The organism is Rhodococcus sp. IEGM 1409, from assembly GCF_030056735.1.
GTDB lineage: Bacteria > Actinomycetota > Actinomycetes > Mycobacteriales > Mycobacteriaceae > Rhodococcus_F.
In genome coordinates, this window is record NZ_JASHKN010000002.1 from 755,670 (window position 1) to 780,617 (window position 24,948).

Genomic DNA, 24,948 nt, shown 5'->3' on the forward strand with positions numbered 1-24,948 from the left:
GCTCAGTGTAGGAAATCCGCTGCGCGCTCGGCGAGGTCGAGCGCCGGCTGGGGGAGTATGCCGAGGATGAGCGTCACGCCGGCGCCGAGGCCGATCACACTGCTGGTCAGTGCACTCGGCACCACGACGGTCGGAGCGTCTGCGGCCGATTCGGTGAAGAACATCAACACGATCACTCGCACGTAGAAGTACGCGGCGATCGCGCTGCACAAGACGCCCACGATCACGAGAGGTGCGGCACCACCCTCGGCGGCCGCGCTGAACACGGCGAACTTTCCGATGAACCCACTGGTCAACGGGATCCCGGCGAAAGCCAACAGGAACAGTGCAAACACCACTCCGACCAGTGGTGAGCGCCGGCCCAATCCGGCCCAGCGCGAGAGCGTCGCGACCTCACCGTCAGCGTCCCGAACCAGACTCACGACGGCGAACGCGCCCACGGTGCTGAATCCGTAAGCCAGAAGATAGAACATCGCCGAGGCCAGGCCGGCGTCCGAATCCGCAACCACAGCGGTCAGAATGAATCCGGTGTGCGCGATGGCCGAATACGCGAGCATCCGCTTCATGTCGGTTTGCGTCACAGCGACGATCGACCCGACAACCATCGTGAGAATTGCGACCGCCCACATCAGCGGACGCCAGTTCACGTATTCGTTGGGCAGGGCCACATAGAAGACACGAAGGATGGCACCGAATGCGGCGATCTTGGTCGCAGTCGCCATGAAACTGGTGATCGGCGTCGGCGCCCCTTGATAGACGTCGGGAATCCACGAATGGAACGGCACGGCACCGACTTTGAACAGCAATCCCACCGCCACCAGTGCCGTCCCGAGCCACAGGAAGGCGTCGGTACCCGACCCGATGCGTGCTGCGTCGGCGATACCGGAGAGCGTGACCGTCCCGGCATAGCCGTACAGCAACGCGATTCCGAAAACGAAGAACGCCGACGAAAATGCCCCGAGGAGAAAGTACTTGAGCGCAGCTTCCTGGGAGAGCATACGACGTCGACGTGCCAGACCGCACAGGAGATACAGGGGCAGTGAGAACACCTCGAGCGCAAGGAACATCGTCAGTAGATCGTTCGAAGCGGGAAAGAGGAGCATGCCGCCGACCGCGAAGAGCGTGAGCGGAAAGACTTCGGTCTGGGCGATACCGACCTTGACCGCTTCTTGTTCCGCAACACTTCCCGGGACGCTCGACGCTTGAGGGGTGAAACTGCCGAGCGCGTCGTGTTGCGCGATTGCTTCGGCGGTGTTGCCCGAGCCTCGTTCGGCGATCAGGAGGACAGCGGGGATCGATACGAGAAGGATCGTTGCCTGCAGGAAGAGCGTAGGACCGTCGACCGCAACAGAACCCATCATCGCCGTCGACCGCGTGCCGGCGAGCAGAAGCACTGCCACGAATGCGGCCGCCAAGCCTGCGACACCGAGGACGAGTTGCACTGGGTATCGAATACGCCGAGGTGCAAATGCCTCGATGAGTACGCCCACAACCGCAACACCGAACACGATCAACATCGGCGAAAGCAGGCTGTATTCGACACTGGGTGACGCCGTGCCGGCTGAGCCGAGGATGGTCAAGTCGCTGAAGGAACTCATTTGTGGGCACCTCCTTCGTGGTCGGCGACGAGCGGGGGCGGCGCCTCGTCGACGACAGTGTGGCTCACTGCGGGGGTGATGACGTCCAAGGCAGGTTTGGGGTAGATGCCGAGCAGTAGAAGGAGTGCGATCAGGGGCGCGATCACGACGAGTTCGCGTCGAGCGAGGTCGCGGATCGTTCCCTGCCCTTCCTTTACGGGTCCGCCCATCATGCGCTGATAGAGCCAGAGAATGTAGATCGCGGACAGTACAAGCGCGGCCGTCGCCGCGATAGCGGCCACGTGGTAGCGCGAGTACGTTCCGATCAGCACCAGGAACTCACTGATGAACGGAGCCAGACCCGGCAGCGACAGCGTTGCCAACCCCGCTGCGAGGAAGGTACCGGCCAGGACGGGTGCGACTTTCTGAACGCCGCCGTACGCAGCGATCGAGCGTGTACCTCGCTGCGAGACCAGGAATCCCGCGATCAAGAACAGTGCGGCAGTGGATATTCCGTGATTGACCATATACAGCGCGGAACCTGCCTGGCTCTGGCTGGTCATCGCGAAGATCCCGAGAATGATGAAGCCGAAGTGTGAGATCGACGTGTAGGCGATCAGTCTCATGACGTCTGTCTGCGCGATCGCCAGTATTGCGCCGTAGACGATCCCGATCACGGCGAGCGTGATGATCCACGGTGCAAAAGTCGACGACGACTCCGGGAACAGTTGCAGGCAGTACCGAATCATCGCGAAGGTGCCCACCTTGTCCACGACCGCCATCATCAACACCGCCGTCGACGGAGTCGATTCCACCGCGGAGTCCGGCAACCAACTGTGCAGCGGCCAGAGCGGCGCTTTCACCGCGAACGCGAACATGAATCCGAGGAACAAGGCGTTGAGCACACCGGGTCCCACACCGAGTTCACCGCTGTTTGCCGCGGACGCGATCGCCCGGAAGTCGAAAGTGCCGCTGGTGAAGGGACTCTCGTCGCGCGTGGTGACCACGTACAGGCCGATGACTGCAGCGAGCATGACCAGGCCGCCGAGGAGGTTGTAGAGCAGAAACTTCACGGCGGCGCGAGATCTACCCACTCCACCGAACCCACCGATGAGGAAATACATCGGTATCAGCATTGCCTCGAAGAAAATGTAGAACAAGAGAATGTCCAAGGCGCTGAAGGAAATCATCACCATGGACTCGACGACAAGGATGAGGGCGAAGTAGGTGTGCGGCATTCTCTTGGGTGATGCAGGGTCCGCGGGGACGTCGTTCCAGCCCGCGATCAGAAGTAATGGAACCAGCACGGCGGTGAGAAGAACCAGAACGAGTGCGATCCCGTCGAGTCCAAGTGTGTAGCTGGTACCGAAAGCCGGTATCCAGTTGTGGCTTTCGACAAACTGAAACTGTTCGCCGCCGCGGTCGAAGGCAACTCCGAGAACGGCGGCGACCACCAGGACCGCTACGGACACAGTCAATGCGAGAGACTTGGCAAATTGGTACGACCGTGCCGGTAGGGCGAGGACAACACCCGCTCCGATGAGCGGAAGCAGCCAGAGCACCGTCAGTGCAGGGAAGCCGGCATTTGTCACAGAGTCGCTCACCACAGTGTCACCGCCATCATTGTCGCGACCACGAGTGTTGCTCCGACAAACATCACCAGCGCGTACGAGCGAACAAACCCGGTCTGTAGCTTCCGCGTGAGCGCAGACAACCCGGTGATGATCACCGCAAAGCTGCCCACCACGCCGCCTATTCCCTTGGTATCGACCACTTCCAACGACTTGGTGAGTTGTTGACCGGGCTTCATGAATACCGCCTCGTTGAAGGCATCGCCGTACAGATCGTGGCGAGCCGCAACGGTCAACGGAGAGGCCGGAGTCGGCGGGGCCAGTGGAATCTCTCTGGTGGCGTACTCGCGGTAAGCAATCGCGACGCCGGCGGCAACTGCGAGCAGTGCGAGCACGGTGATCGACCATGCTGGTATCGGCGGTTCGACGTGATGGGAGCCGACTACTGGTTCGAGCCAGTTCTGCAAGCTGGACCCGATGGTCAGGAGCATGCCGGCCCCGACGGACCCCACTGCCAAGATGATCATCGGAGACGTCATCACCGCGGGGGATTCGTGAGGTTTCTGGTCTTCCCAGCGAGCCTTCCCGAAGAAGGTCATCAGCATCACGCGGCTCATGTAGAAGGCAGTGAGCGCTGCGCCCAACAGGGTGACGAGGCCCAGCACGACACCCTTCACGCCGCCCTCGCCGATCGCAACTTCGATGATCTTGTCCTTGGAGAAGAACCCTGCGAACGGCGGAACACCGATGATGGCAAGGTAACCGAGTCCGAATGTGACAAAAGTCAGTGGCATGAACGCTCGGAGTCCGCCGTAGCGCCGCATGTCGGTTTCGTCGTTCATCGCGTGCATCACCGAACCTGCGCCGAGGAACAGACCCGCCTTGAAGAAACCGTGGGTGATGAGGTGCAAAATCGCGAAGGCATACCCGGCCGGTCCGAGACCCGCGGCCAGGACCATGTATCCGATCTGACTCATGGTCGATGCGGCGAGCGCTTTCTTGATGTCGTCTTTCGCGCAGCCGATTATCGCACCGAACAAGAGCGTCACTGCACCGACGATGACAACCACGAGCTGAGCAGCGGGTGCGAGATCGAAGATCGGATTCGAGCGCACGATCAGGTACACACCGGCAGTGACCATCGTGGCGGCGTGGATCAGAGCCGATACCGGAGTGGGGCCCTCCATCGCGTCGCCGAGCCACGACTGCAGCGGCACCTGCGCCGACTTCGCGCACGCAGCGAGGAGGAGCATCAGACCGATCGCCGTCAGTACACCTTCGCTTGCACCGGAAGCGCCGCCGAAGACACTGCTGAACGACAGCGACCCGAACGTGCTGAACATCAACATCATTGCGATCATCAGGCCGATGTCGCCGACACGATTGACAACAAATGCTTTCTTCGCCGCGGTCGCCGCCGACGGCTTGTGCTGCCAGAATCCGATGAGCAGGTACGACGCCAAACCGACGCCTTCCCAGCCGACGTAGAGCCCGAGGAAATTGTCGGCGAGCACCAGAAGCAGCATCGCTGCCAGAAATAGATTGAGGTACGCGAAGAACTTACGACGCTCGGGGTCGTGCGCCATGTAGCCGACCGAGTAGATGTGGATCAGCGAACCCACACCGGTGATGAGCAGAACGAAACACATCGACAGTTGGTCCAGCTGTAGTCCGAACTCGACCTGAAGACTGTCGACCGGGACCCAACTGAACAGGTGCTCGGTGACGGTGCGGTCAGCGGTGTCGCGGCCGAGCATGGCGATGAAAAACACTACTGCCACGACAAACGACGCGAGAGCCATGACGCAGGCGAGTAGGTGACCCCACACGTTCGTGCGACGACCGGCCAGCAAAAGGACAGCGGCGCCGCACAGCGGCAGGGCGGGGAGCAACCAGATGGCGGACGTGATTCCTCCTGACATGTCAGTACTTCAGCAGGTCTGCGTCGTCGACGGATACAGAACGCCGAGATCGGAAGATGATCATGATGATTGCCAGGCCGACGACCACTTCGGCCGCAGCGACCACCATCGTGAAGAAGGCGAAGATCTGGCCGTCGAGATTGCCGTGCGTACGCGCGAAAGTCACGAACGCCAGATTGGCGGCGTTGAGCATCAACTCGATGCACATGAACACCACGATGGCGTTGCGCCGCAGGAGGACTCCCGCGGCCCCGATGGTGAACAACAGGACCGACAGGTACAGGTAGTTCTCGGGATTCATCGCTGAGTCTCCTCACCGGTACTCGGATCCGGGGATCGCGGAGTGAGCGCGCTGCTGACAGAGAGTGTCGAGAACGATCCGTCCGGCAACAAGGCCGGCATGTCCACCGCGTTGTGACGTGCATACACACCGGGACTCGGGAGTGGAGTGGCCGAGCCCTTTTCGGGGCTATTCTCATCGCTGCCCAGGTACGCGAATCGTTGCTGCGAGAGTTCGCGTTGGCTGAGTGTGGCTCCGATCTTCTCCCGATGCGCGAGCATCATGGCGCCGAGTGTCGCCGTGATCAGCAGTGCGCCGGTCAGTTCGAAGGCCCACACGTATCGGATGAAGATGAGATCGGCGAGAGCGTCGATGTTGCCCTGGTCGAGTCCGGTGAAGCCGGTGAAGCCCGAGATCGACGCATTTCCGAGGCCGCCGATGAGCAGCAGTCCGAATCCGACGCCGATCACGATCGCGCTGACTCGTTGTCCCCGTAGAGTTTCGATCAAGGAATCCGAAGAATCCACGCCCACCAGCATCAACACGAACAAGAACAACATCATCACCGCGCCGGTGTAGACGACGATCTGGACGACGCCCAGGAACAGTGCGCCCTGCACGATGTAGAACACGGCCAGGATGATCATCGTCATTGCAAGGAACAGTGCAGAATAGACGGCTTTGGGAGCGGCCACGACACCCAAAGCGCTTATAACCGCCAAGGTTCCGAGGATCCAGAACTGCACGGCTTCGCCGGTGGAGGTCGATGTCATCGTGCCCTCCGCCAGGATCGTGGTCGTGACCGCCGCGATCATTTCTCGGTCTCCTGGCTCGGCCTCGGTTCGGGTGCCACTTGCTCGGGGGCTGCTGATTGTTCGGGTGCTGCTGCGATGTCGCCGCGGTAGTAGTCGTCCTGAGTTGTGCCGGGACGCAGCGCGTGTGGTGGTGCTGTCATGTCGGGGTTCAATGGTGCAAGGAGGCGGTCCTTCTCGTAGATCAACCCGGCTCGGTTGTCGTCGGTCATCTCGTACTCGTTGGTCATCGTGAGGGCCCGAGTGGGGCATGCCTCGACGCAGAGGCCACAGCCGATGCACCGCAGGTAGTTGATCTGATACACCCGCCCGTAACGCTCACCGGGGGAGAACCGTTCTTCTTCGGTGTTGTCAGCGCCTTCGACGTAGATTGCGTCGGCGGGGCAGGCCCACGCGCACAGTTCGCACCCGATGCACTTCTCGAGTCCGTCCGCATACCGGTTGAGTTGGTGGCGGCCGTGATATCCGGGGGCGGTGGGGCGCTTCTCCTCCGGATAGAACTCGGTCTCGGGCTTCTTGAACATTGTCGAGAGCGTCACTCCGAAACCCGCGATAGGTCCGAGGAAATCAGGCATGGGAGTCCTCCGATGTGTCGGAAACATCTGTCCGCCGCGGCGGTGGCACGTTCTGACCCGGTTGTTTTCGGGTCGGCAGTCTTTGACCAGGCAGTGTTTGACCCGGTAGGGGTGGAACCGGGAAGCCGCCCGACATCGCATCGAAAGGCCGGGTCCCCGAAGCGGGCTCCAACGCGGCGGTTCGGCGACGGCCCCGGTAGGTTCCGGCCAACACCATGAGGAGCGCAGCTCCGAGAACCAGTGCTACGCAGAGGAGTACGAGCCACGTGTTGTAACCCTCGTTGCGGAAGCCGCGAACAGTCGCAATCACCATCACCCACACCAAGGCTGCGGGAATCAGAATCTTCCAGCCGAGATTCATGAACTGGTCGTAGCGCAACCGCGGAAGAGTGCTGCGCAACCAGATGAAGACGAAGAGGAAGCCCCACACCTTGGCGACAAACCACAGCACGGGCCACCAACCGGAATTGGCGCCGTCCCACAGGTTGAATGGGAACGGTGCGTGCCACCCGCCCAGAAACAGCGTCGTGGCCAGAGCGGACACCGTCACCATGTTCACGTACTCGGCGAGCATGAACATCGCGAACTTGAGTGAGGAGTACTCGGTGTGGAACCCACCTACCAGCTCACCCTCGGCCTCCGGAAGGTCGAAGGGCGCTCTGTTGGTCTCGCCGACCATCGCTGTCACGTAGATCAGGAAAGACGGCAGGAGAAGAAAGACGTACCAGGCACCTTGTTGGGCACTGACGATTCCGGACGTGGACATCGTTCCGGCGTAGAGGAAGACTGCGGCGAAGGACAGACCCATCGCTACCTCGTAAGAGATGACCTGCGCGGTCGATCGAAGTGCGCCCAATAGTGGATACGTCGATCCCGACGACCAGCCGGCAAGCACGATGCCGTACACACCGATCGAGGTCACGGCCAGGATGTAGAGAACTCCGACCGGCAGATCGGTCAGTTGCAGGGGTGAAAGGGTTCCGAAGATCGACACCTGCGGACCGAACGGAATGACGGCAAAAGCCATGAACGCCGGCACGACTGCGATGACGGGCGCGAGGAGGTAAATCGGTTTGTCGGCTCCGGTAGGAGTGATGCCTTCCTTGAGGGCGAGCTTGATTCCGTCAGCGAGGCTCTGGAGCATTCCGCGGGGGCCGACGCGGTTCGGTCCGACCCGCATCTGCATACGCGCCATGACTTTTCGTTCCGCGTAGATCGCCACCAGCGGGGTGAGTACGAGGAACACGAAGATGGCGAGAGCCTTGCCGATCACCAACCACCACGGGTCGTGCCCGAACGCCGACAGGTCGACCGAAGCTGCGACAGTATCGGCGTTCGCGAAGTACTCGTAGCCAGTCATTGCGTCGTCACCTTCGCGATCTTCACCACGGACCCCGCGGAGGCGCAGAGCGTTTCGTAGACGGCGCTACCTGGTGAATTGAGCGGCAACCAGACTGTTCGAGGCGGTAGCTCGGTGATCTCCAACGGCAATGTGACGATGCCGGATTCAGTCGATACGGCAACCTGATCGCCCCTCACGGCGTCGATCTCGGCCGCGGTCTCGGCCGACAAACGCACGAGCGGGGACCGTGCAGTACCCGCCAGGTTGGGCTCGCCGTCCTGCAAACGGCCGTTGTCGAGCAACATCCGCCAACTCGACAACACCGCCTCGCCTTGCGCCGGTGTGGGCGCGGTGCCTGCGGGTACCTGAGGTGAGGTGGGGCGCGATCCGGACCATGGTCCGAGGCGGTGTATCTCTGCGCGCGCGGAAGCTGCGTCGGGCACGCCCAGATCGATACCCATCTCGGCTGCGATCGCGTGAAGGACGCGCTGATCTGGCATTACTCCTGTCGTTCTCAACGCGGTGTCGAAGACGCGCTCGCGGCCTTCCCAGTCGAGGAAGGTTCCGGGCTTCTCGGCGACCGGCGCCACCGGGAAGACGACGTCGGCGAGTTCGGTGATTTCGCTGTGACGGATCTCCAAACTCACCACGAACGCTGCGGCTTCGATCGCGGCTCGTGCCTTTGCCGGGTTCGGGAGATCACCCAACTCCACGCCGCCGACAAGAAGCGTCGCAGTCGACCGCCCTGAACCCAGGAGGCTCGCGACATCGCGACCGTCGGATGCCGGGATGGCGGCGCCCCACACCGATTCCACCTCTTGACGTGCTACTGGGTCGGCAACGGGGCGTCCACCGGGAAGTAATCCCGGCAACGCGCCGGCCTCGACGGCGCCGCGATCACCAGCGCGGCGTGGGACCCAAGCCAGTGAAGCTCCCGTCGCTTCGGCGAGACGTACCGCCGCCGAGAAGCCGCCCGTCACCTCACTGAGTCGTTCGCCGAGCAGGATCACCGCGCCGGGCTGTCGGAGGAGCTGACCCTCCTCACTACTGGGGCGAGCCAACAAATCCATCAGAGCTGCTTCACTTCCGGGTACGGTCCGCAGCAAAGCGCCGCCCATCTTCTGCAGGCCCCGCGTAGCGAACGGCGCGCTGGCGAGCACTGTTGTCTTGCCGAAACGAGCGGCTTTGCGTAGCCGCAGGAAGATGATCGGTGACTCCTCCTCAGGCTCGAGAGCGACCAGCAACGCGGCCGGGGCTGATTCGAGATCTTGGTACGTCACCGACTCTTCGAGCGTGCGGCCCGCGACGTGAGCTGAGAGAAAGCTGGTCTCTTCGGCTGAGTGAGCGCGGATTCGGAAGTCGATGTTGTTGGTAGCGAGAGCAACTCGCGCGAATTTGCTGTAGGCGTACGCGTCCTCCCGGGTCGAGCGCCCGCCGACGAGTACCCCTGCGTCACCGTGTGCCTGTGCGAAGGATCGCGCAACGAGGTCGAGTGCCATGGGCCACGACGCCGGAATCAGCTCGCCGTCAGCATTGCGGATGAGGGGGGTGGTGATCCGATCGCCTTGGGTCGTGTACGTGAAAGCGAAACGTCCCTTGTCGCAGTTCCATTCCTCGTTGACGTCGGGGTCGTCCCCGGCGAGACGACGAAGAACCTTGCCGCGACGGTGGTCGGTGCGCTGGGCGCAACCGTCGGCGCAGTGTTCGCACACGCTGGGGCTGGACACCAGATCGAACGGTCGTGCCCGGAATCGGTACGCCGTGCTGGTGAGCGCTCCGACCGGGCAAACCTGGATGGTGTTGCCCGAGAAGTAGGACTCGAAAGGCTCGTTGGCGTAGATCCCGACCTGTTGAAGCGCACCGCGCTCGAGGAGATCGATGAACGGGTCGCCGGCGATCTGGCCCGAAAACCGTGTGCACCTGGCACAGAGGACACAACGCTCGCGGTCGAGGAGGATCTCGGACGAGAGTGGGATGGGTTTGGGGTAGGTCCGTTTCTCCTCACCGAACCGGGACTCCGTGCGACCGGTCGACATCGCCTGGTTCTGGAGCGGGCACTCGCCGCCCTTGTCGCATACAGGGCAGTCCAACGGGTGGTTGATGAGCAGGAGTTCCATCACCCCCCGCTGCGCCTTCTCGGCCACCGGCGACGTGAGCTGCGTGGTGACGACCATTCCGTCCGCAACCGGTGTCGTGCAGGACGCCACCGGCTTGCGTTGACCTTCGACCTCCACGATGCACTGGCGGCACGCCCCGACCGGATCCAGAAGGGGATGATCGCAGAACCTCGGAATCTGGGTGCCGATCATTTCTGCGGCGCGAATGATCAACGTGCCCTTGGGAACCTGGAGTTCCCGGCCGTCGATGGTGAGAGTGACGAGATCAGTAGGCGGTGCCGTGTCGGCCTTGGTGGCGTCGTTCTCGGTAGCGTCGGCTGCAGTCATGAGACGAACGCTCCTGTCGCGAGAACGGACCGGTGAGGATCGAACGGGCATCCATTGCCGTCGAAATGTGCGACGTATTCCTCGCGGAAGTACTTCAGTGAGGACATGATCGGGCTGGTCGCTCCATCACCTAACGCGCAGAAGGACTTTCCGAGGATCGTGTCCGAGATGTCGAGAAGTTTGGTGAGATCGGCCTCCGTTCCTGTTCCGCCTTCGAGTCGCCGCAGGATCTGCACCAGCCAGTACGTGCCTTCTCGGCACGGCGTGCATTTACCGCAGGATTCGTGGGCGTAGAACTCGGTCCATCGCAACACCGCGCGCACGATGCAGGTTGTGTCGTCGAATATCTGCAGTGCCTTGGTGCCCAGCATCGATCCCGCGGCGCCGACGCCCTCGTAGTCGAGTGGGACATCGAGGTGTTCCTCGGTGAAGATCGGTGTCGAGGATCCGCCGGGAGTCCAGAACTTGAGGGTGTGTCCGGCGCGAACGCCACCTGCGTATTCGAGAAGCTCTCGCAAGGTGATGCCGAGCGGCGCCTCGTACTGGCCGGGAGTGGTGACATGACCCGAGAGCGAGTACAGCGTGAATCCCGGCGACTTCTCACTTCCCATCGAACGGAACCACTCCGGGCCGCCCAGGACGATCGACGGAACACTCGCGATGGACTCGACGTTGTTGACGACGGTCGGGCAGGCGTAGAGGCCGGCGACAGCGGGGAACGGCGGCCGCAATCGAGGCTGACCGCGCCGTCCCTCCAGAGAATCGAGGAGGGCTGTCTCCTCTCCGCAGATATACGCGCCTGCTCCGGCGTGCACGACGAGGTCCAGATCGAATCCCGAACCGAGGATGTTTCGGCCCAGGTATCCGGCGGCGTAAGCCTCTGTCACAGCGGTCTGCAGGCGCCGTAGGACAGGTACTACCTCGCCCCTGACGTAGATGAACGCCTTGGCTGCTCGAATTGCGTACGCCGCGATGATCACTCCCTCCACCAACGTGTGGGGAGTCGCCATCATCAACGGCATGTCCTTGCATGTGCCCGGCTCGGACTCGTCGGCATTGACGACGAGGTAATGAGGCTTGCCGTCTCCGGGCGTGTCTTCAGAGACCTGCGGGATGAAGCTCCACTTGAGGCCCGTCGGGAAGCCGGCGCCACCGCGCCCGCGAAGGCCCGCGTCCTTGACCGTCTCGATCACGGCATCGGGGGAGCCGTCGAGTGCTTTGCGTAGGGCCTGGTAGCCGTCGTGACGAAGGTAGCTGTCGAGGGTCCACGAGTTCGGTTGATCCCAGTAACGACTCAGGACGGGGGCGAGTGCCATGTCACTTCCCTTCGCCGGGAGCGTCGACCGCGGAAGCCGGGCCGGGGCGGTTGTCGTCGAGAGATCGGCTGATACGCAGTCCGGCAAGAGTTGCCCCGCCGACGGTCTGCGCTTCGGCTGCTTCGATTCGCGTATCCGGGAAACCGGCCAGGGTGCGCGCGGTCTGGCGGAACGAACACAGCGTCGCACCGCGACTAGGCGTCACGCGCTCTCCGGCGCGTAACGCATTGACAAGTGAGCGCGCCGATTCCGGAGTCTGGTTGTCGAAGAACTCCCAGTTGATCATCACGACGGGCGCGTAGTCGCACGCCGCATTGCACTCGATGTGTTCGAGGGTGATCTTGCCGTCGGACGTCGAGATGGTGTGTGCGCCTTCGTCCCTGGAACCTGCCGAGCCCAGGTGCTCTTCGAGTGCCGCGAGGATGTCGTCACCGCCCATGATCGCGCACAGCGTGTTGGTGCAGACTCCGACCAGATACTCACCCGTCGGACCACGGCGATACATAGAGTAGAAGGTGGAAACGGCGGCGACCTCAGCGCCCGTCAAACCTAGCTTGGCACTGCAGAAATCGATCCCGGCCGGCGTGATGTACCCGTCCTCGGATTGAACAAGATGGAGGAGCGGCAGGAGGGCCGATCGACTGGTTGTCGCGGCGGCGTCGGGCTCGCGATAACGAGCGATGACGGTTTCGGCGTCTGTTTCGAGTCGGGCGAGCACGTCGGGTGGATAGCTCGATCGTGCGCCCGGGCGTACCAATTGCGTGGGTTCCTCCGGTCGCGGCCCGAGTTCGATGAACACCCGTGACGAACCGTTCGGGCCGGTCATCGGTCCACTCCGCCCATGACGGGATCGATACTGGCGACCGAAGCGATCACGTCGGACACCATGCCTCCCTCACACATCGCCGCTACCGCTTGAAGGTTTGTGAACGACGGATCCCGGAAATGGACGCGGTACGGCCGGGTCCCCCCGTCGCTGACCATGTGCACGCCCAGTTCGCCACGCGGAGACTCGACGGCGACGTACACCTGACCGGGCGGCACACGGATGCCTTCGGTGACCAGTTTGAAATGGTGAATCAGACCCTCCATGGACGACTCCATGATCTTGGCGATGTGCTTCTGCGAGTTGCCGAGGCCGTCCGGTCCGACGGCGAGATCGGCAGGCCAGGCAATCTTCTTGTCGTCCAACATGACCGGCCCCGGTTGCAGCTTGTCGAGACACTGCTCGACGATCTTGAGGGACTCCTTCATCTCCTCGACGCGGATGACGTACCTTCCGTAGCAATCTGATCCGTCGTGCGTGACAACATCGAACTCGTAGTTCTCGTAGCCGCAGTAGGGCTGAGCTCGACGCTGATCATGGGGGAGACCCGTGGCGCGCAGGACCGGTCCCGTCACTCCGAGCGCCATGCAACCGGTGAGATCGAGATATCCGATTCCCTGAGTACGGGCCTTCCAGATGGAGTTGTCGCTGAGCATCAGTTCGACGTCACGCAACCGCTTCGGAAGGACCTTCAACAGTTGTCGAACCTTTGCCACCGAGCCGTCGGGTAGATCTTGCGCGAGACCGCCAGGCCTGATGTACGCGTGATTCATCCGCAGTCCGGTGATCGTCTCGAACACGTCCAGAATCAGTTCGCGTTCACGGAATCCGAACAGCATCGCCGTCACGGCGCCCAGTTCCATTCCGCCGGTCGCCAGGGCGACAAGATGTGAGGAGATTCGATTGAGCTCCATCATCATCACGCGAATGACGGTGGCTCGCTCGGGAACGTCGTCGGTGATGTCGAGAAGTTTTTCGACCCCGAGGCAGTAGGCGGTTTCGTTGAAGAACGGTGACAGGTAGTCCATCCGAGTAACGAAAGTGACCCCCTGCGTCCAGTTCCGGTATTCGAGATTCTTTTCGATTCCGGTGTGCAGGTAGCCGATTCCGCACCGTGCTTCCACGACGGTCTCACCCTCGATTTCGAGAATGAGGCGCAAGACGCCGTGCGTGGACGGATGCTGCGGGCCCATGTTGACCACGATCCGTTCGGCCTCGCCGGTTCGCTGCCGGGCAGCCGCGGTGACGATGTCGTCCCAGTCCTGACCGGATGTTGTGACGACGGTTTCCGTCGTAGCGCCGGCGCTATTTCCTGTCGTGTTGTTCATCAGTTGTACGACCTACGCTCGTCGGGTGGCGGAGTCTGGGCGCCCTTGTACTCGACCGGAATACCGCCGAGCGGATAGTCCTTCCGCTGCGGGTGGCCTTTCCAGTCGTCGGGCATCTCGATGCGGGTCAATGCCGGGTGGCCGTCGAAGACGATTCCGAAGAAGTCGTAGGTCTCACGTTCGTGCCAGTCGTTGGTCGGGTAGATCCCGACGATCGACGGAATGTGCGGATCGGAATCAGGCACAGACACTTCCAGTCTGATCCGGCGATTGTGCGTAATGGAGGCGAGTGGATACACGGCGTGGAGTTCGCGACCGGTGTCCTGCGGGTAGTGCACTCCGTCGACACCCAGGCAGAGTTCGAAGCGAAGATCCGGTTCGTCGCGCAGTCTGCGCGCGACCTGCGGGAGGTGAGACCGTTCGACGTGCAGCGTCATCTCGTCTCGAAAAACTGTTACGCGCTCGATTGCGTCATTGAAAGTGCCACCCGCGCTGCGCAATGTGGTGTCCAAGGAGTCTGCAACCTCGTCGAAGTATCCACCGAATGGTCGAGAAGCCTTGTCTTCTACAGAGATCGGAGGGGCAAGACGGCTGTAGCCCGAGGTGTCGCCACTGCCGCGGACCCCGAACATCCCTCTCGCGCTGGTGTTGCCCGAGGTCATCGCAGCAGCCCCTTCATGTCGATGGTGGGGGTCGATGCCAGTGCGGCGCGCTCGGCTGCCGCGCGAGCCTCTTCGCGGTTGACGCCGAGGGGCATCTCCTGAATCTTCCGGTGCAGTTCGATGATCGCGTTGAGGAGCATCTCCGGCCGCGGCGGACAACCGGGCAAGTAGATGTCGACCGGAACGATGTGGTCGACGCCCTGTACCACTGCGTAGTTGTTGAACATTCCGCCGGAGGACGCGCACACACCCATGGCCAGAACCCATTTCGGCTCGGCCATCTGGTCGTAGACCTGACGAAGTACCGGGCCCATCTTTTGACTGACCCGGCCGGCCACGATCAGAAGATCTGCCTGGCGCGGCGACGCACGGAAGGCCTCCATGCCGAACCGCGCCAGATCGAAGCGGCCGGACGTGGTTGCCATCATCTCGATGGCGCAGCACGCGAGCCCGAAGGTGGCAGGCCACAGTGATCCTTTACGGACATACCCGGCAAGACCTTCGACCGTTGTCAGTAGAAATCCGCTGGGGAGCTTTTCTTCGAGACCCATATCCGACTCTTTTCAGTCGTAACAGCTTCGGTATGACCGGTTTTGTCTGACTTCATTGTGTTGTTTGTCTTTGCCCAGCTAGTCCCAACCGAGACCGCCTCGTCGCCATTCGTATGCGTATGCCACCGAGACGTTGACTATGAAAAGGCCCATGGCCGCGAGACCGAACAAGCCGAGCGAATCGAAATGCACGGCCCACGGATAGAGGAAGACGATCTCGATGTCGAAGATGATGAACAGCATCGCCGTCAGATAGAACTTGACGGGAAACCGTCCGCCACCAGCGGTACGAGGTGCCGGTTCGATTCCGCATTCGTAGGCTTCGAGCTTTGCCCTGTTGTACCGCTTCGGGCCGACCACGGACGCGAGAACAACCGACACCACGGCGAAGGCCATCGCGATGACCCCGAGGACGAGAATGGGGATGTATGCGTTCATGTCACCCGAACTCCTCTCCGCTGTGCGGATGTCCGCCTAGCCCGAAGGTGCCGTTCGATTTCGATACTGCCAGCAATTCAACTCATATGTGACCTGCGACACCCACACTAGGGGAGGCCTCCGACATTGGGTTGATTTTCGGGGTCCCGAGTTTCGCTCTCGAAAGTCCGAAGTAGTCGGCGCCGCAACGAATCACCGCTGCAACGGGCGCTCACCGGCTCAGTTGCCGACGAAGAAGCGTGATGACGGTGGAAGCGAGTTCGATCGGATCTATCGGCTGCGGCACTGAGGCTTCCGCTCTCGACCACGACGCCAGCCACGCATCGTCGGGTCGACCGGTCAGTACGAGGATCGGTGGACAGTCGGCGATCTCGTCCTTGAGTTGTTTCGCGACGCCCATGCCGCCGGCCGGACTCGCCTCGCCGTCGAGGATGGCGAGATCGATTCCGCCGGCATCGAGCTTGTCGACGACGATCGGCGCCGTCGCGACCTCGACGTAGTCGATGGTGGGCATCGAGGGATGTGGACGCTCGCCGAGAGCGAGCCGCACTTGCTCGCGCGTGTGCGCGTCGTCGCTGTAGACGAGGATGCGCACGGGTGCCATGGAGTTGGGCTCTGCGGTCTCGGCGGACACGCGGCCGACGTTACTCCGGGCGGTCCCCGGCTACCGGCGAATCTTCAACATCGGCAAGAACTTCCGCGAAATCGCAGCACGACTTTACGGCAAACGGCCCCAACCTGGCGATGAACGCCGAAGTAAGGGCCGCCTGAATTGCGTGTGCGCTCAGAAGTTTTCGACGAACTTCGTCAGGCCTTTGCTTGCCGTTTCCAGGGCCGTCTTCTGCGCCTTCTTCACCAGGAAACCCGGCAGCGGGATCTTGGGATCGATGGTCAATTCGAAGGTGACTTTGGTTCCACCGTCGGTGGGCGTCAAGACGTACGAGCCGTCCTGCTGGTTCTGCTGGCCGCTCTCGACGAGGGTCCAGGTCACCTTCTCGTCGCCCTCGAAGGTGTAGTCGACTACCTGCTCGTCGTTGATTCCGAGAATGGACACGGCCATGCGAACGCGATGGGGGCGACCGTCGTCGTGGGTGCTCTCGATGGTGATCTTCTTGTGCGCAGACGACCACTCCGGCAGTCGATCGACCGCTGCGACCGCCTGCATCACCGTTGCCGGATCAGCTTTGATCTCGAATTCCTTGACGCCCGAAACGGCCATGAACGTGCTCCTTCTCGCCTTGCGGCAACATTTCGTGATTACTGCAGTTGCGCAATTAGATCATTCGGCGATCGGGGTGGCGTCGAACTAGTCCATGCCGTTCTTGCGCATCTGGTCCCGCAGTGCGCCCTGTACGGCTTGTGAAACCCACGAGTTGAGGGAGACGCCGTTCTGATTGGCTGCCTCCTCGGCGCGGGCTTTGATCTGCTCCATCATCCTCAACGTCACTCGGCTGATATCGCCGCTGACGTCGTCGAACGAGTAGGTGGAGTCCTTCTTCTCGTCTGCCTTCTCGTTGTCTGCGGCCTCGCCGCCGGTCGAATTGGGCGGGCGAACGACGTCGACCAGCAGCTCGCTGCCGTCGAGATTGACCTTGACCTCTCGGTCGCCGAGCTTCGCCCCGATCTCCTTGGCCAGCTCAGTCGCCGCGGCCAGCAAGACCAGGCGGACCGAGGGTTCGATGGCGGCGGACAGCGACGCCGCAATCCGGCGCGTGTGATCGTCGCCGAGTTCAGCTGCGGTGACGAGGTCGTTCTGCAGCTTTGCGGTGTACTCCGAAATGTCCATGACACCAGAGTGGCGTCAAAAGTGACGTCAGTCAAGGATGCTGGTGACGTCACTCGATCTCGGGGATGGTCGACCGCTATAGAGTTGCCCCGCACCTGAGGCGAACAGCGTCCGGGTTTCGTGCTGGTTGTTTCGTGCTTGTCGAGGAGTGGGTTGTGCCGAACACGGTGTCGCTGAAAGTGCAGTTGGTGGCGAAGTCCGAGTTCTTCCCGCCCGAGGACATTCCGTGGGAGACGGACGCGGACGGCGGCGAAGCGCTCGTCGAGTTCTCCGGCCGAGCCTGCTACCAGAGTTGGTCCAAGCCGAATCCGCGCACGGCAACCAACGCCGGCTACCTGAGGCATCTGCTCGAGGTCGGACACGTTTCGGTGCTCGAGCATGCAACTGTGAGCTTCTACATCACCGGTATCTCGCGCTCGTGCACTCATGAATTGATTCGTCACCGGCACTTCTCGTACTCGCAACTCTCGCAGCGATTCGTCCGCGAGAACGATGCGAACGTCGTTGTGCCTCCCGCTGTCGAAGGCGATCCCGAGCTCGAAGCACTGTTTCTGTCGGCCACCGACGAAAGCCGTCGCGCTTACGGTGAACTGCTGACCGCCCTCGAAGGGAAACTGCAATCTGTGCCCGGCGCCCCGATGCGAGGGAAGCAAGCCAGGCAAGCCGCGCGCTCGGTGCTGCCCAACGCCACCGAGACGCGCTTGGTCGTGACCGGGAACTATCGGGCCTGGCGGCACTTCGTCGAGATGCGTGCCACCGAACATGCGGATGTCGAGATCCGGCGAGTCGCGATCGAGTGCCTGCGCCAGCTTCGCGACGTCGCGCCAAATGTGTTCGGGGACTACGAGATTCTTCGCGGAAGCGACGGATCGGAAATCGCCCTCAGTGCATTTGCGGCCGAGTCGTGACTCGTGTGCAGAAGTAAGAGCTGAACCGGGTAACCTTCTGACCATGACCTACGGTGATTCCGCTTCTCTTGTCGAGCGTCCGTTCGGCACCATTTCCGTTGCGATGGTGACCCCGTTCACTGCCGACGGGAAGTTGGACGTCGACGCGGGAGTGCGCCTCGCAGCCCATCTCGTCGACAACGGCTGCGACGGCCTTGTCCTTGCCGGTACCACCGGTGAATCTCCCACCACCACCGAGTCCGAGAAGCTCGACCTGCTCCGCGCGGTGATCGACGCCGTCGGCAACCGCGCGAAGATCGTCGCAGGCGCCGGCAGCAACGACACCGCCCACAGTGTCGAACTCGCCCGTGACGCGGCTCGCGCCGGAGCGCATGGTCTGCTCGTCGTCACCCCGTACTACTCGCGTCCGCCCCAGGCCGGACTTTTTGCACACTTCACCGCCGTCGCCAACGCGACCGACCTGCCCGTCATGTTGTACGACATTCCGCCCCGCTCCGTCGTCCCCATCGAGACCGAGACGATCCGCCGACTCGCCGAGCACCCGCGGATCAAGGCCGTCAAGGACGCCAAGGGCGACCTCAACGCCGGCGCAGAGTTGATCGGCACCACCGAGCTTCAGTTCTTCTCCGGTGACGACCCGCTGAACCTGCCGTGGCTCGCTGTCGGTGCTACCGGCTTCGTCAGCGTCATCGGCCATCTTGTTCCGGGTCGCCTCCGCGACCTTCACACCGCGTTCGTGTCCGGCGACATCGCCCGCGCACGCGAGATAAACCTCAGTTTGATCCCTGTGATTCGTTCCGTTGCCCGCCTCGGCGGTGTCAGCGCTTCGAAGGCGGGTCTGCGACTCATCGGAATCGATGTCGGAGAACCACGCCTTCCGCAGGTTGCACCCACTAAAGAGCAGATCGACGGTCTTGCCGCCGATCTGCATGCGGCAGGAGTTTTGTAAATGACCCGTCCCCCCCGACGTCGTAGTGCCAGTCGTCAAGCCGGTCCGCCTTCGCCTCCGGCTCCCGAAACGGCCGCGAAGGCCGCACCGGTAGAGGCACCAGCTGCGCAGGCGGCAGAAGCGGCCCCCGCCGCAGCCGCCCCGCCCAAGAAGGCCGCAGCAGCCAAATCTGCAGCAGCCAAATCTGCAGCAACCAAATCTGCTGCACCCAAGAAGTCGACCGAAGACAGGTCGCCACGCAAATCTTCCGGCGGCAACCGTCCGGCAGCGTCGAAGGCGGGGAACGGGCGCGGAAACAAGCGCCCTGAGAACCGTCCGGCCGTCGATCCCACGGGTCGACTCGGAACACCCCCGAAGGCGCCGGCATCAGGTCTGCGCATCGTCGCTCTCGGCGGCATCGGCGAAATCGGTCGCAACATGACGGTGTTCGAGCACCGCGGCAAGCTGCTGATCGTCGACTGCGGTGTGCTGTTTCCCGAAGACCAGCAGCCTGGCGTCGACCTGATCCTCCCGGACTTCCGCTACATCGAAGACCGTATGGACGACGTCGAAGCCGTCATCTTGACTCACGGACACGAGGACCACATCGGTGCTCTGCCGTTCTTGCTGCGCCTGCGCGCGGACATTCCGGTCATCGGCGCGAAGTTCACTCTCGCCCTCGTTGCCGCCAAGTGCCGCGAGCATCGCCTGCGACCGAACCTCGTCGAGGTCGTCGAAGGAAACAGCACCACCCACGGCCCGTTCGACTGCGAGTACTTCGCCGTCAACCACTCGATTCCCGATGCGCTCGCGATCGCGATTCGCACCGACGCCGGCGTCGTACTGCACACCGGTGACATCAAGCTCGATCAGCTGCCGCTCGACGGACGCCTGACCGACCTCGCCGGTTTCTCCCGCCTGGGCGACGAGGGTGTCGACCTGTTCCTCGTGGACTCGACCAACGCCGAGGTCCCGGGATTCGTCACGCCCGAGCGTGAAATCGGGGGAGTGCTCGACAACGTCATCGGCAAGGCGAAGCAGCGCGTGATCGTGGCATCGTTCGCCAGCCACGTGCACCGTATCCAGCAGGTCGTCGACGTTGCCGCTCGGTACAACCGCCGCATCGTCTTCGTCGGCCGCTCGATGGTCCGCAACATGCAGATCGCCCAGGATCTCGGCTACCTCACGGTGCCCGACGGCCTGGTCGTCGACATCGACACCGCCGCGACGCTTCCCGACGATCGCCTGGTCCTCATCTCCACGGGTTCGCAGGGTGAGCCGTTGGCAGCGCTCTCGCGGATGGCACGCGGCGAACACCGCCAGATCAACATCCGCGCCAACGACCTGGTCGTACTCGCGTCCTCGCTGATCCCGGGCAACGAGAACTCGGTTTTTGCCGTCGTCAACGGCTTGGCCAAGCGCGGTGCCACCGTCGTGACGCAGCAGAGCGCCAAGGTTCACGTCTCAGGCCACGCCTCTGCCGGTGAGTTGCTCTACCTCTACAACGCGGTTCGGCCCACCAACGCCATGCCTGTTCACGGTGAATGGCGCCACCTGCGTGCCAACGCCGCACTTGCCAAGGCAACCGGCGTTCCGGAAGAGCGCATCGTATTGGCCGAGGACGGCGTCGTGGTGGACATGGTCGACGGCCTCGCCGAGATCGTCGGACGGGTACCGGTCGGACACGTCTACGTGGACGGTCTGTCTGTCGGTGACGTCGGTGAGCCGACGCTTTCCGATCGCCTCGTGCTCGGTGAGGGCGGCTTCATCGCCATCACCATCGTCATCAACGAGTCGACGGGCCGCGCGGTCAGCACTCCTGAGGTGTCCGGTCGCGGTTTCTCCGACGATCCGACAGCGCTCAAGGCCGCCGCGGATCTCGTGGAATCGGACCTGGCACGGTTGGCGAGCGAAGGCGTCATCGACGCTCATCGCATCGCGCAGTCCGTGCGCCGCGTCGTCGGACGCTGGGTCGCGGACAAGTACCGCCGCCGTCCGATGATCATTCCGACGGTCATCGCGGTTCCGTAGATTCGACACAGCAGTAGATTCGGCACAGCAGGTCGCTTCCGCTCGAACCCGGTCCGGTTCGAGTACTTTGGCGAAGGTGACCTTCGCTCATGACGAACGACTCGCCCTGGTGGACAGCATGGTCGAATTCGGCCCCGATGCTCCGACACTGTGTGGGGAGTGGACCAATCGTGACCTGGCAGCGCATCTGATCGTCCGGGAGCGGCGTCTCGACGCCGCTCCCGGAATCATGTTCAGCCCCCTGGCCGGTCACACCGAGAGTGTGCGAAAGGCCGCAGCGGCGCGTCCGTGGGAGGACATCCTCGACGACGTTCGCAGCGGGCCGCCGCGGTGGTCGCCGATGTACTGGCTCGACGCGCAGGTCAACACCACGGAAATGTTCGTCCACCACGAAGATGTACGACGCGCACACCTGAACTGGGCGCCGCGTCCGTTGTCGGAGGGTCGGCAGGCTCAGCTGTGGAAGTACGCGCGGCAGATCGGCAAGATGGGCTACCGCAAAGCCGCTGTCGAGGTGATTTTCGAACTTCCGTCCGGAGAGAGCGCGGTCGTCCACAAATCCGGCTCTCGCAGTGTTGTCCTGCAGGGTGAACCTGCCGAGTTGCTGCTTCACGCTTTCGGTCGCAACGAGGTGCAGATCGAAGCAAAAGGCGAACTCGGCGACGTTCAATCGGTGATGGCGCTCGATCGCAGTTTCTGATCCGCCTGTTTCGATCTGCCCGTCTTTCGACCTGTACTGGGTTCGACAGACGGGTTGTGAAGATCACGTTTCGCACTCGCAACCTGTGTTGCTGGTGTTGCGGATGGTCCAGATGGGGTCGCACAGACTAGCCTGAACTCCATGGCAGGTAAGTCGAGCGCCCGGGGATCCAGTACAAGCACGTCCACGTCCAGGGCATCGACCAGGTCGTCAGCGTCTGCGCCGAGCGCGAGAGCGACCGCAAAACCCCGCACATCGCGCACCACGCGGACTGTCTCGACTCCTCGAAATGTCACGACTTCGGCCAAAGCCGGTGGCCGCCCGGCGTCGGGGAAAGGCTCCAAGCCGGCGCCGAAGAAGTCGTCCGGTACGTCTTCGGCTTCGCGCCGACCCGTATCGAAAACGTCTCAACGGGCCAGCCCGTTGGCTGCGGTCGGCAAAGGGATCGGAGCCGGGTGGTCCCTGGCCGCTCGCGGAGTCGGCGCCACTACGCGCACAGTCAGCAAGGTCGGCGAGATCGAAGCCGGCCATCGCCGCGACGGAATAGCGCTCGGCCTGATCGCATTCAGCGTTGTCATCGCCGGCGGAGTCTGGTTCAAGGCCGGAGGTCCGATCGGCGGCGGCATCGACACCCTCGTGCGGGCGATCTTCGGCGCGGCTTCGGCTGTGCTCCCCATCGTCGGCGTCGGCCTCGCGATCCTGTTGATGCGCACAGAACCCAAACCTGAGATCCGACCTCGACTGATCATGGGATCGCTGCTGGTCGGTCTGCCTGCGCTCGGCCTGTGGCACATCATCTCGGGATCACCGACAGACGCCACCGGCCGCTCCAACGGCGCAGGGTTTGTCGGATACGTCGTCGGAGGCCCGCTGACCGACGGCCTCACCGTCTGGCTGTCGGCGCCGCTGTTGGTCATCGCCGCCGCATTCGGAATCCTGCTTCTGACCGGAACCACTCTGCGTGAGGTACCGAGCAAGTTCCAGTCCTTCTTCGGTGCCTCGTATCGCTCGGACGAATACGGCGACTACGGATCCGAATTCGACGAGGACGGCGAGCACCATTACGGCGAATCTGCTTACGATCCTTCGCTGTTCGACGCCGACGGCTACCCGGTCGACACCTACGCCGAGCCGCCGCTCAAGCCCGCCAAGCGGACCAGTCGACGCGCACCGATCGACAACTACCCGACGGACGAGTTCGAGTCCGGAGACAAGAAGACCGAAGTACTCGGTCTGTGGAACGCTGACGAAACCGCAGAGCCCGACGAGCCCGTCGTGGCTGCGCCAGCGCCCGTCGTGGAGACTCCGGCACCGCGCCCCAAGGTGCCGGCTCGTTCGGTCCCCATCGCCAAGCCCGTGCCGAAACCCGAACCGGAGCCGGAGGAGAAGGAACACTTCGTCACCGATCGGGTGACCGACGGCGACTACAACCTCCCGCCGACGACGTTGCTGATCGAGGGTGATCCGCCCAAGCTCCGCAGCTCTGCGAACGACGCGATGATCGAAGCGATCAGCGAGGTCCTCGAACAGTTCAAGATCGATGCCGCCGTTACCGGATTCACCCGCGGACCGACAGTGACGCGCTACGAGGTCGAACTCGGACCCGGCGTGAAGGTCGAGAAGATCACTGCGCTCGCCCGCAACATCGCCTATGCGGTGGCAACCGACAACGTCCGCCTCCTTGCCCCAATTCCGGGTAAATCCGCGGTGGGTATCGAGGTACCGAACTCCGACCGTGAAATGGTTCGCCTAGCCGACGTGCTGAACGCGCCGAGCACCCGACGCGATCACCATCCACTGGTGATCGGTCTGGGTAAGGACATCGAAGGTGACTTCGTCAGTGCGAATCTCGCGAAGATGCCCCACCTGCTGGTGGCAGGTTCGACCGGCTCGGGTAAGTCGAGCTTCGTGAACTCGATGCTCGTGTCACTGCTGACCCGGGCGACGCCGGAAGAAGTACGGATGATCCTCATCGACCCCAAGATGGTCGAGCTCACGCCGTACGAAGGTATCCCGCACCTGATCACGCCGATCATCACTCAGCCCAAGAAGGCAGCGGCAGCGCTGGCCTGGTTGGTCGAGGAGATGGAACAGCGCTACCAGGACATGCAGGCCAACCGAGTGCGTCACATCGACGACTTCAACTCCAAGGTCAAGTCCGGCGAAATCACCGCGCCGCTGGGCAGCGAGCGCGTCTACCGCCCGTACCCGTACATCCTGGCTATCGTGGACGAGCTGGCCGACCTCATGATGACCGCTCCGCGCGACGTCGAAGAAGCAATCGTCCGCATCACCCAGAAAGCCCGTGCGGCCGGCATCCACCTGGTGCTGGCAACGCAGCGCCCGTCTGTCGACGTCGTCACCGGTCTGATCAAGACCAACGTGCCTTCGCGTCTGGCGTTCGCGACGTCCTCGCTCACGGACTCCCGAGTCATCCTCGATCAACCCGGCGCCGAGAAGCTCATCGGTATGGGTGACGGCTTGTTCCTGCCAATGGGAGCGGGCAAGCCGACCCGTATGCAGGGCGCGTTCATCACCGACGAGGAAATCTCGGCGGTTGTCGACTTCGCGAAGAACCAGGCCGAGCCCGAGTACACCGAAGGTGTCACCGCGCAGAAGGCCGGGGAGAAGAAAGACGTCGATCCCGACATCGGCGACGACATGGACGTGCTCCTGCAGGCCGTGGAATTGGTCATCACGAGTCAGTTCGGTTCGACGTCGATGCTGCAGCGCAAACTGCGCGTCGGGTTCGCCAAGGCCGGCCGACTCATGGATCTCATGGAAAATCGTGGCGTCGTCGGCCCCAGCGAGGGCTCGAAGGCACGCGAAGTTTTGATGAAGCCTGAGGAACTCGACGGTCTGCTGTGGTCGATTCGCGGTGGCGACCCGGACGCGGCACCCGCAGACGAGTAGCGACACATCGGCGGACAAGCCGTCGACAGACGACCGGA

The 24,948-nt window shown here is 62.7% G+C and carries 22 protein-coding genes; 5 read left to right on the plus strand and 17 right to left on the minus strand.

What is annotated here, in order from left to right; all coding sequences use genetic code 11:
* Positions 1–2: 2 nt before the first annotated feature.
* From nuoN to QM716_RS09615, 17 genes are all read right to left on the minus strand, one after another.
* A complete protein-coding gene (gene nuoN / locus QM716_RS09535) occupies positions 3–1,598 on the minus strand; it encodes an NADH-quinone oxidoreductase subunit NuoN (RefSeq protein WP_283303910.1) in 1,596 nt (531 codons plus the stop codon).
* Positions 1,595–3,181 carry an NADH-quinone oxidoreductase subunit M gene (locus tag QM716_RS09540; RefSeq protein ID WP_283303911.1) on the minus strand — a complete coding sequence of 529 codons (1,587 nt, stop codon included), beginning with the start codon at positions 3,179–3,181 and terminating at the stop codon, positions 1,595–1,597. Before QM716_RS09540 ends, nuoN begins: the two co-directional genes overlap by 4 nt.
* Positions 3,178–5,070: an NADH-quinone oxidoreductase subunit L gene (gene nuoL, locus QM716_RS09545; protein ID WP_283303912.1), complete on the minus strand. Its 1,893-nt coding sequence runs from the start codon at positions 5,068–5,070 to the stop codon at positions 3,178–3,180. Before nuoL ends, QM716_RS09540 begins: the two co-directional genes overlap by 4 nt.
* A 1-nt stretch (position 5,071) precedes the next feature.
* Positions 5,072–5,371: an NADH-quinone oxidoreductase subunit NuoK gene (nuoK, locus tag QM716_RS09550; protein ID WP_283303913.1), complete on the minus strand. Its 300-nt coding sequence runs from the start codon at positions 5,369–5,371 to the stop codon at positions 5,072–5,074.
* On the minus strand, positions 5,368–6,165 hold the full coding sequence (locus QM716_RS09555) for an NADH-quinone oxidoreductase subunit J (protein WP_283303914.1): 798 nt from the start codon (positions 6,163–6,165) through the stop codon (positions 5,368–5,370). Before QM716_RS09555 ends, nuoK begins: the two co-directional genes overlap by 4 nt.
* Positions 6,162–6,737 carry an NADH-quinone oxidoreductase subunit NuoI gene (gene nuoI / locus QM716_RS09560; RefSeq protein ID WP_283303915.1) on the minus strand — a complete coding sequence of 192 codons (576 nt, stop codon included), beginning with the start codon at positions 6,735–6,737 and terminating at the stop codon, positions 6,162–6,164. Before nuoI ends, QM716_RS09555 begins: the two co-directional genes overlap by 4 nt.
* On the minus strand, positions 6,730–8,097 hold the full coding sequence (gene nuoH / locus QM716_RS09565; RefSeq protein ID WP_283303916.1) for an NADH-quinone oxidoreductase subunit NuoH: 1,368 nt from the start codon (positions 8,095–8,097) through the stop codon (positions 6,730–6,732). Before nuoH ends, nuoI begins: the two co-directional genes overlap by 8 nt.
* On the minus strand, positions 8,094–10,523 hold the full coding sequence (locus tag QM716_RS09570; protein WP_283303917.1) for an NADH-quinone oxidoreductase subunit G: 2,430 nt from the start codon (positions 10,521–10,523) through the stop codon (positions 8,094–8,096). Before QM716_RS09570 ends, nuoH begins: the two co-directional genes overlap by 4 nt.
* Positions 10,520–11,839, minus strand: a complete 1,320-nt coding sequence (nuoF, locus tag QM716_RS09575; RefSeq protein WP_283303918.1) for an NADH-quinone oxidoreductase subunit NuoF — start codon at positions 11,837–11,839, stop codon at positions 10,520–10,522. The genes QM716_RS09570 and nuoF overlap by 4 nt, the downstream gene beginning before the upstream one ends.
* A 1-nt stretch (position 11,840) precedes the next feature.
* Entirely contained in the window at positions 11,841–12,665 is an 825-nt protein-coding gene (nuoE, locus tag QM716_RS09580; protein ID WP_283303919.1) for an NADH-quinone oxidoreductase subunit NuoE, read from the minus strand.
* Positions 12,662–13,993 carry an NADH dehydrogenase (quinone) subunit D gene (gene nuoD, locus QM716_RS09585; protein ID WP_283303920.1) on the minus strand — a complete coding sequence of 444 codons (1,332 nt, stop codon included), beginning with the start codon at positions 13,991–13,993 and terminating at the stop codon, positions 12,662–12,664. Before nuoD ends, nuoE begins: the two co-directional genes overlap by 4 nt.
* Positions 13,993–14,655 (minus strand): NADH-quinone oxidoreductase subunit C, encoded by a 663-nt coding sequence (locus QM716_RS09590; protein WP_283303921.1) that lies wholly within the window; start codon positions 14,653–14,655, stop codon positions 13,993–13,995. Before QM716_RS09590 ends, nuoD begins: the two co-directional genes overlap by 1 nt.
* Complete coding sequence (locus QM716_RS09595; RefSeq protein WP_095970587.1) at positions 14,652–15,206, minus strand: NuoB/complex I 20 kDa subunit family protein; 555 nt, start codon at positions 15,204–15,206, stop codon at positions 14,652–14,654. Before QM716_RS09595 ends, QM716_RS09590 begins: the two co-directional genes overlap by 4 nt.
* 78 nt (positions 15,207–15,284) lie before the next feature.
* Complete coding sequence (locus QM716_RS09600) at positions 15,285–15,644, minus strand: NADH-quinone oxidoreductase subunit A (protein ID WP_003942165.1); 360 nt, start codon at positions 15,642–15,644, stop codon at positions 15,285–15,287.
* A gap of 211 nt (positions 15,645–15,855) precedes the next feature.
* A complete protein-coding gene (locus QM716_RS09605) occupies positions 15,856–16,248 on the minus strand; it encodes an Rv3143 family two-component system response regulator (protein WP_283303995.1) in 393 nt (130 codons plus the stop codon).
* 180 nt (positions 16,249–16,428) lie between these two features.
* Entirely contained in the window at positions 16,429–16,863 is a 435-nt protein-coding gene (locus QM716_RS09610) for an SRPBCC family protein (protein ID WP_283303922.1), read from the minus strand.
* A gap of 87 nt (positions 16,864–16,950) precedes the next feature.
* Positions 16,951–17,430: a toxin-antitoxin system HicB family antitoxin gene (locus tag QM716_RS09615; protein WP_283303923.1), complete on the minus strand. Its 480-nt coding sequence runs from the start codon at positions 17,428–17,430 to the stop codon at positions 16,951–16,953.
* A 155-nt stretch (positions 17,431–17,585) separates the two neighbouring features.
* On the opposite strand from QM716_RS09615, the gene thyX reads away from it, so the two are divergent.
* From thyX to QM716_RS09640, 5 genes are all read left to right on the plus strand, one after another.
* Positions 17,586–18,338, plus strand: coding sequence for an FAD-dependent thymidylate synthase (gene thyX, locus QM716_RS09620; protein ID WP_283303924.1), 753 nt, complete (start codon positions 17,586–17,588; stop codon positions 18,336–18,338).
* Positions 18,339–18,381: 43 nt separating this feature from the next.
* Positions 18,382–19,287 (plus strand): 4-hydroxy-tetrahydrodipicolinate synthase, encoded by a 906-nt coding sequence (dapA, locus tag QM716_RS09625; protein WP_003942142.1) that lies wholly within the window; start codon positions 18,382–18,384, stop codon positions 19,285–19,287.
* Positions 19,288–21,297 carry a ribonuclease J gene (locus QM716_RS09630; protein WP_283303925.1) on the plus strand — a complete coding sequence of 670 codons (2,010 nt, stop codon included), beginning with the start codon at positions 19,288–19,290 and terminating at the stop codon, positions 21,295–21,297. It begins immediately after the preceding gene.
* Positions 21,298–21,373: 76 nt separating this feature from the next.
* Complete coding sequence (locus tag QM716_RS09635) at positions 21,374–21,997, plus strand: TIGR03085 family metal-binding protein (protein ID WP_283303926.1); 624 nt, start codon at positions 21,374–21,376, stop codon at positions 21,995–21,997.
* 141 nt (positions 21,998–22,138) lie between these two features.
* On the plus strand, positions 22,139–24,910 hold the full coding sequence (locus QM716_RS09640) for a DNA translocase FtsK (RefSeq protein ID WP_283303927.1): 2,772 nt from the start codon (positions 22,139–22,141) through the stop codon (positions 24,908–24,910).
* Positions 24,911–24,948: the final 38 nt, after the last annotated feature.

Bases quoted from the DNA above. Each gene is read 5' to 3' on its own strand.
- nuoN (WP_283303910.1), bottom strand. From the start codon at position 1,598: ATGAGTTCCTTCAGCGACTTGACCATCCTCGGCTCAGCCGGCACGGCG.
- nuoL (WP_283303912.1), bottom strand. From the start codon at position 5,070: ATGTCAGGAGGAATCACGTCCGCCATCTGGTTGCTCCCCGCCCTGCCG.
- nuoK (WP_283303913.1), bottom strand. From the start codon at position 5,371: ATGAATCCCGAGAACTACCTGTACCTGTCGGTCCTGTTGTTCACCATC.
- QM716_RS09555 (WP_283303914.1), bottom strand. From the start codon at position 6,165: ATGATCGCGGCGGTCACGACCACGATCCTGGCGGAGGGCACGATGACA.
- nuoI (WP_283303915.1), bottom strand. From the start codon at position 6,737: ATGCCTGATTTCCTCGGACCTATCGCGGGTTTCGGAGTGACGCTCTCG.
- nuoH (WP_283303916.1), bottom strand. From the start codon at position 8,097: ATGACTGGCTACGAGTACTTCGCGAACGCCGATACTGTCGCAGCTTCG.
- QM716_RS09570 (WP_283303917.1), bottom strand. From the start codon at position 10,523: ATGACTGCAGCCGACGCTACCGAGAACGACGCCACCAAGGCCGACACG.
- nuoF (WP_283303918.1), bottom strand. From the start codon at position 11,839: ATGGCACTCGCCCCCGTCCTGAGTCGTTACTGGGATCAACCGAACTCG.
- nuoE (WP_283303919.1), bottom strand. From the start codon at position 12,665: ATGACCGGCCCGAACGGTTCGTCACGGGTGTTCATCGAACTCGGGCCG.
- nuoD (WP_283303920.1), bottom strand. From the start codon at position 13,993: ATGAACAACACGACAGGAAATAGCGCCGGCGCTACGACGGAAACCGTC.
- QM716_RS09590 (WP_283303921.1), bottom strand. From the start codon at position 14,655: ATGACCTCGGGCAACACCAGCGCGAGAGGGATGTTCGGGGTCCGCGGC.
- QM716_RS09595 (WP_095970587.1), bottom strand. From the start codon at position 15,206: ATGGGTCTCGAAGAAAAGCTCCCCAGCGGATTTCTACTGACAACGGTC.
- QM716_RS09600 (WP_003942165.1), bottom strand. From the start codon at position 15,644: ATGAACGCATACATCCCCATTCTCGTCCTCGGGGTCATCGCGATGGCC.
- QM716_RS09605 (WP_283303995.1), bottom strand. From the start codon at position 16,248: ATGGCACCCGTGCGCATCCTCGTCTACAGCGACGACGCGCACACGCGC.
- QM716_RS09610 (WP_283303922.1), bottom strand. From the start codon at position 16,863: ATGGCCGTTTCGGGCGTCAAGGAATTCGAGATCAAAGCTGATCCGGCA.
- QM716_RS09615 (WP_283303923.1), bottom strand. From the start codon at position 17,430: ATGGACATTTCGGAGTACACCGCAAAGCTGCAGAACGACCTCGTCACC.
- dapA (WP_003942142.1), top strand. From the start codon at position 18,382: ATGACCTACGGTGATTCCGCTTCTCTTGTCGAGCGTCCGTTCGGCACC.
- QM716_RS09630 (WP_283303925.1), top strand. From the start codon at position 19,288: ATGACCCGTCCCCCCCGACGTCGTAGTGCCAGTCGTCAAGCCGGTCCG.
- QM716_RS09640 (WP_283303927.1), top strand. From the start codon at position 22,139: ATGGCAGGTAAGTCGAGCGCCCGGGGATCCAGTACAAGCACGTCCACG.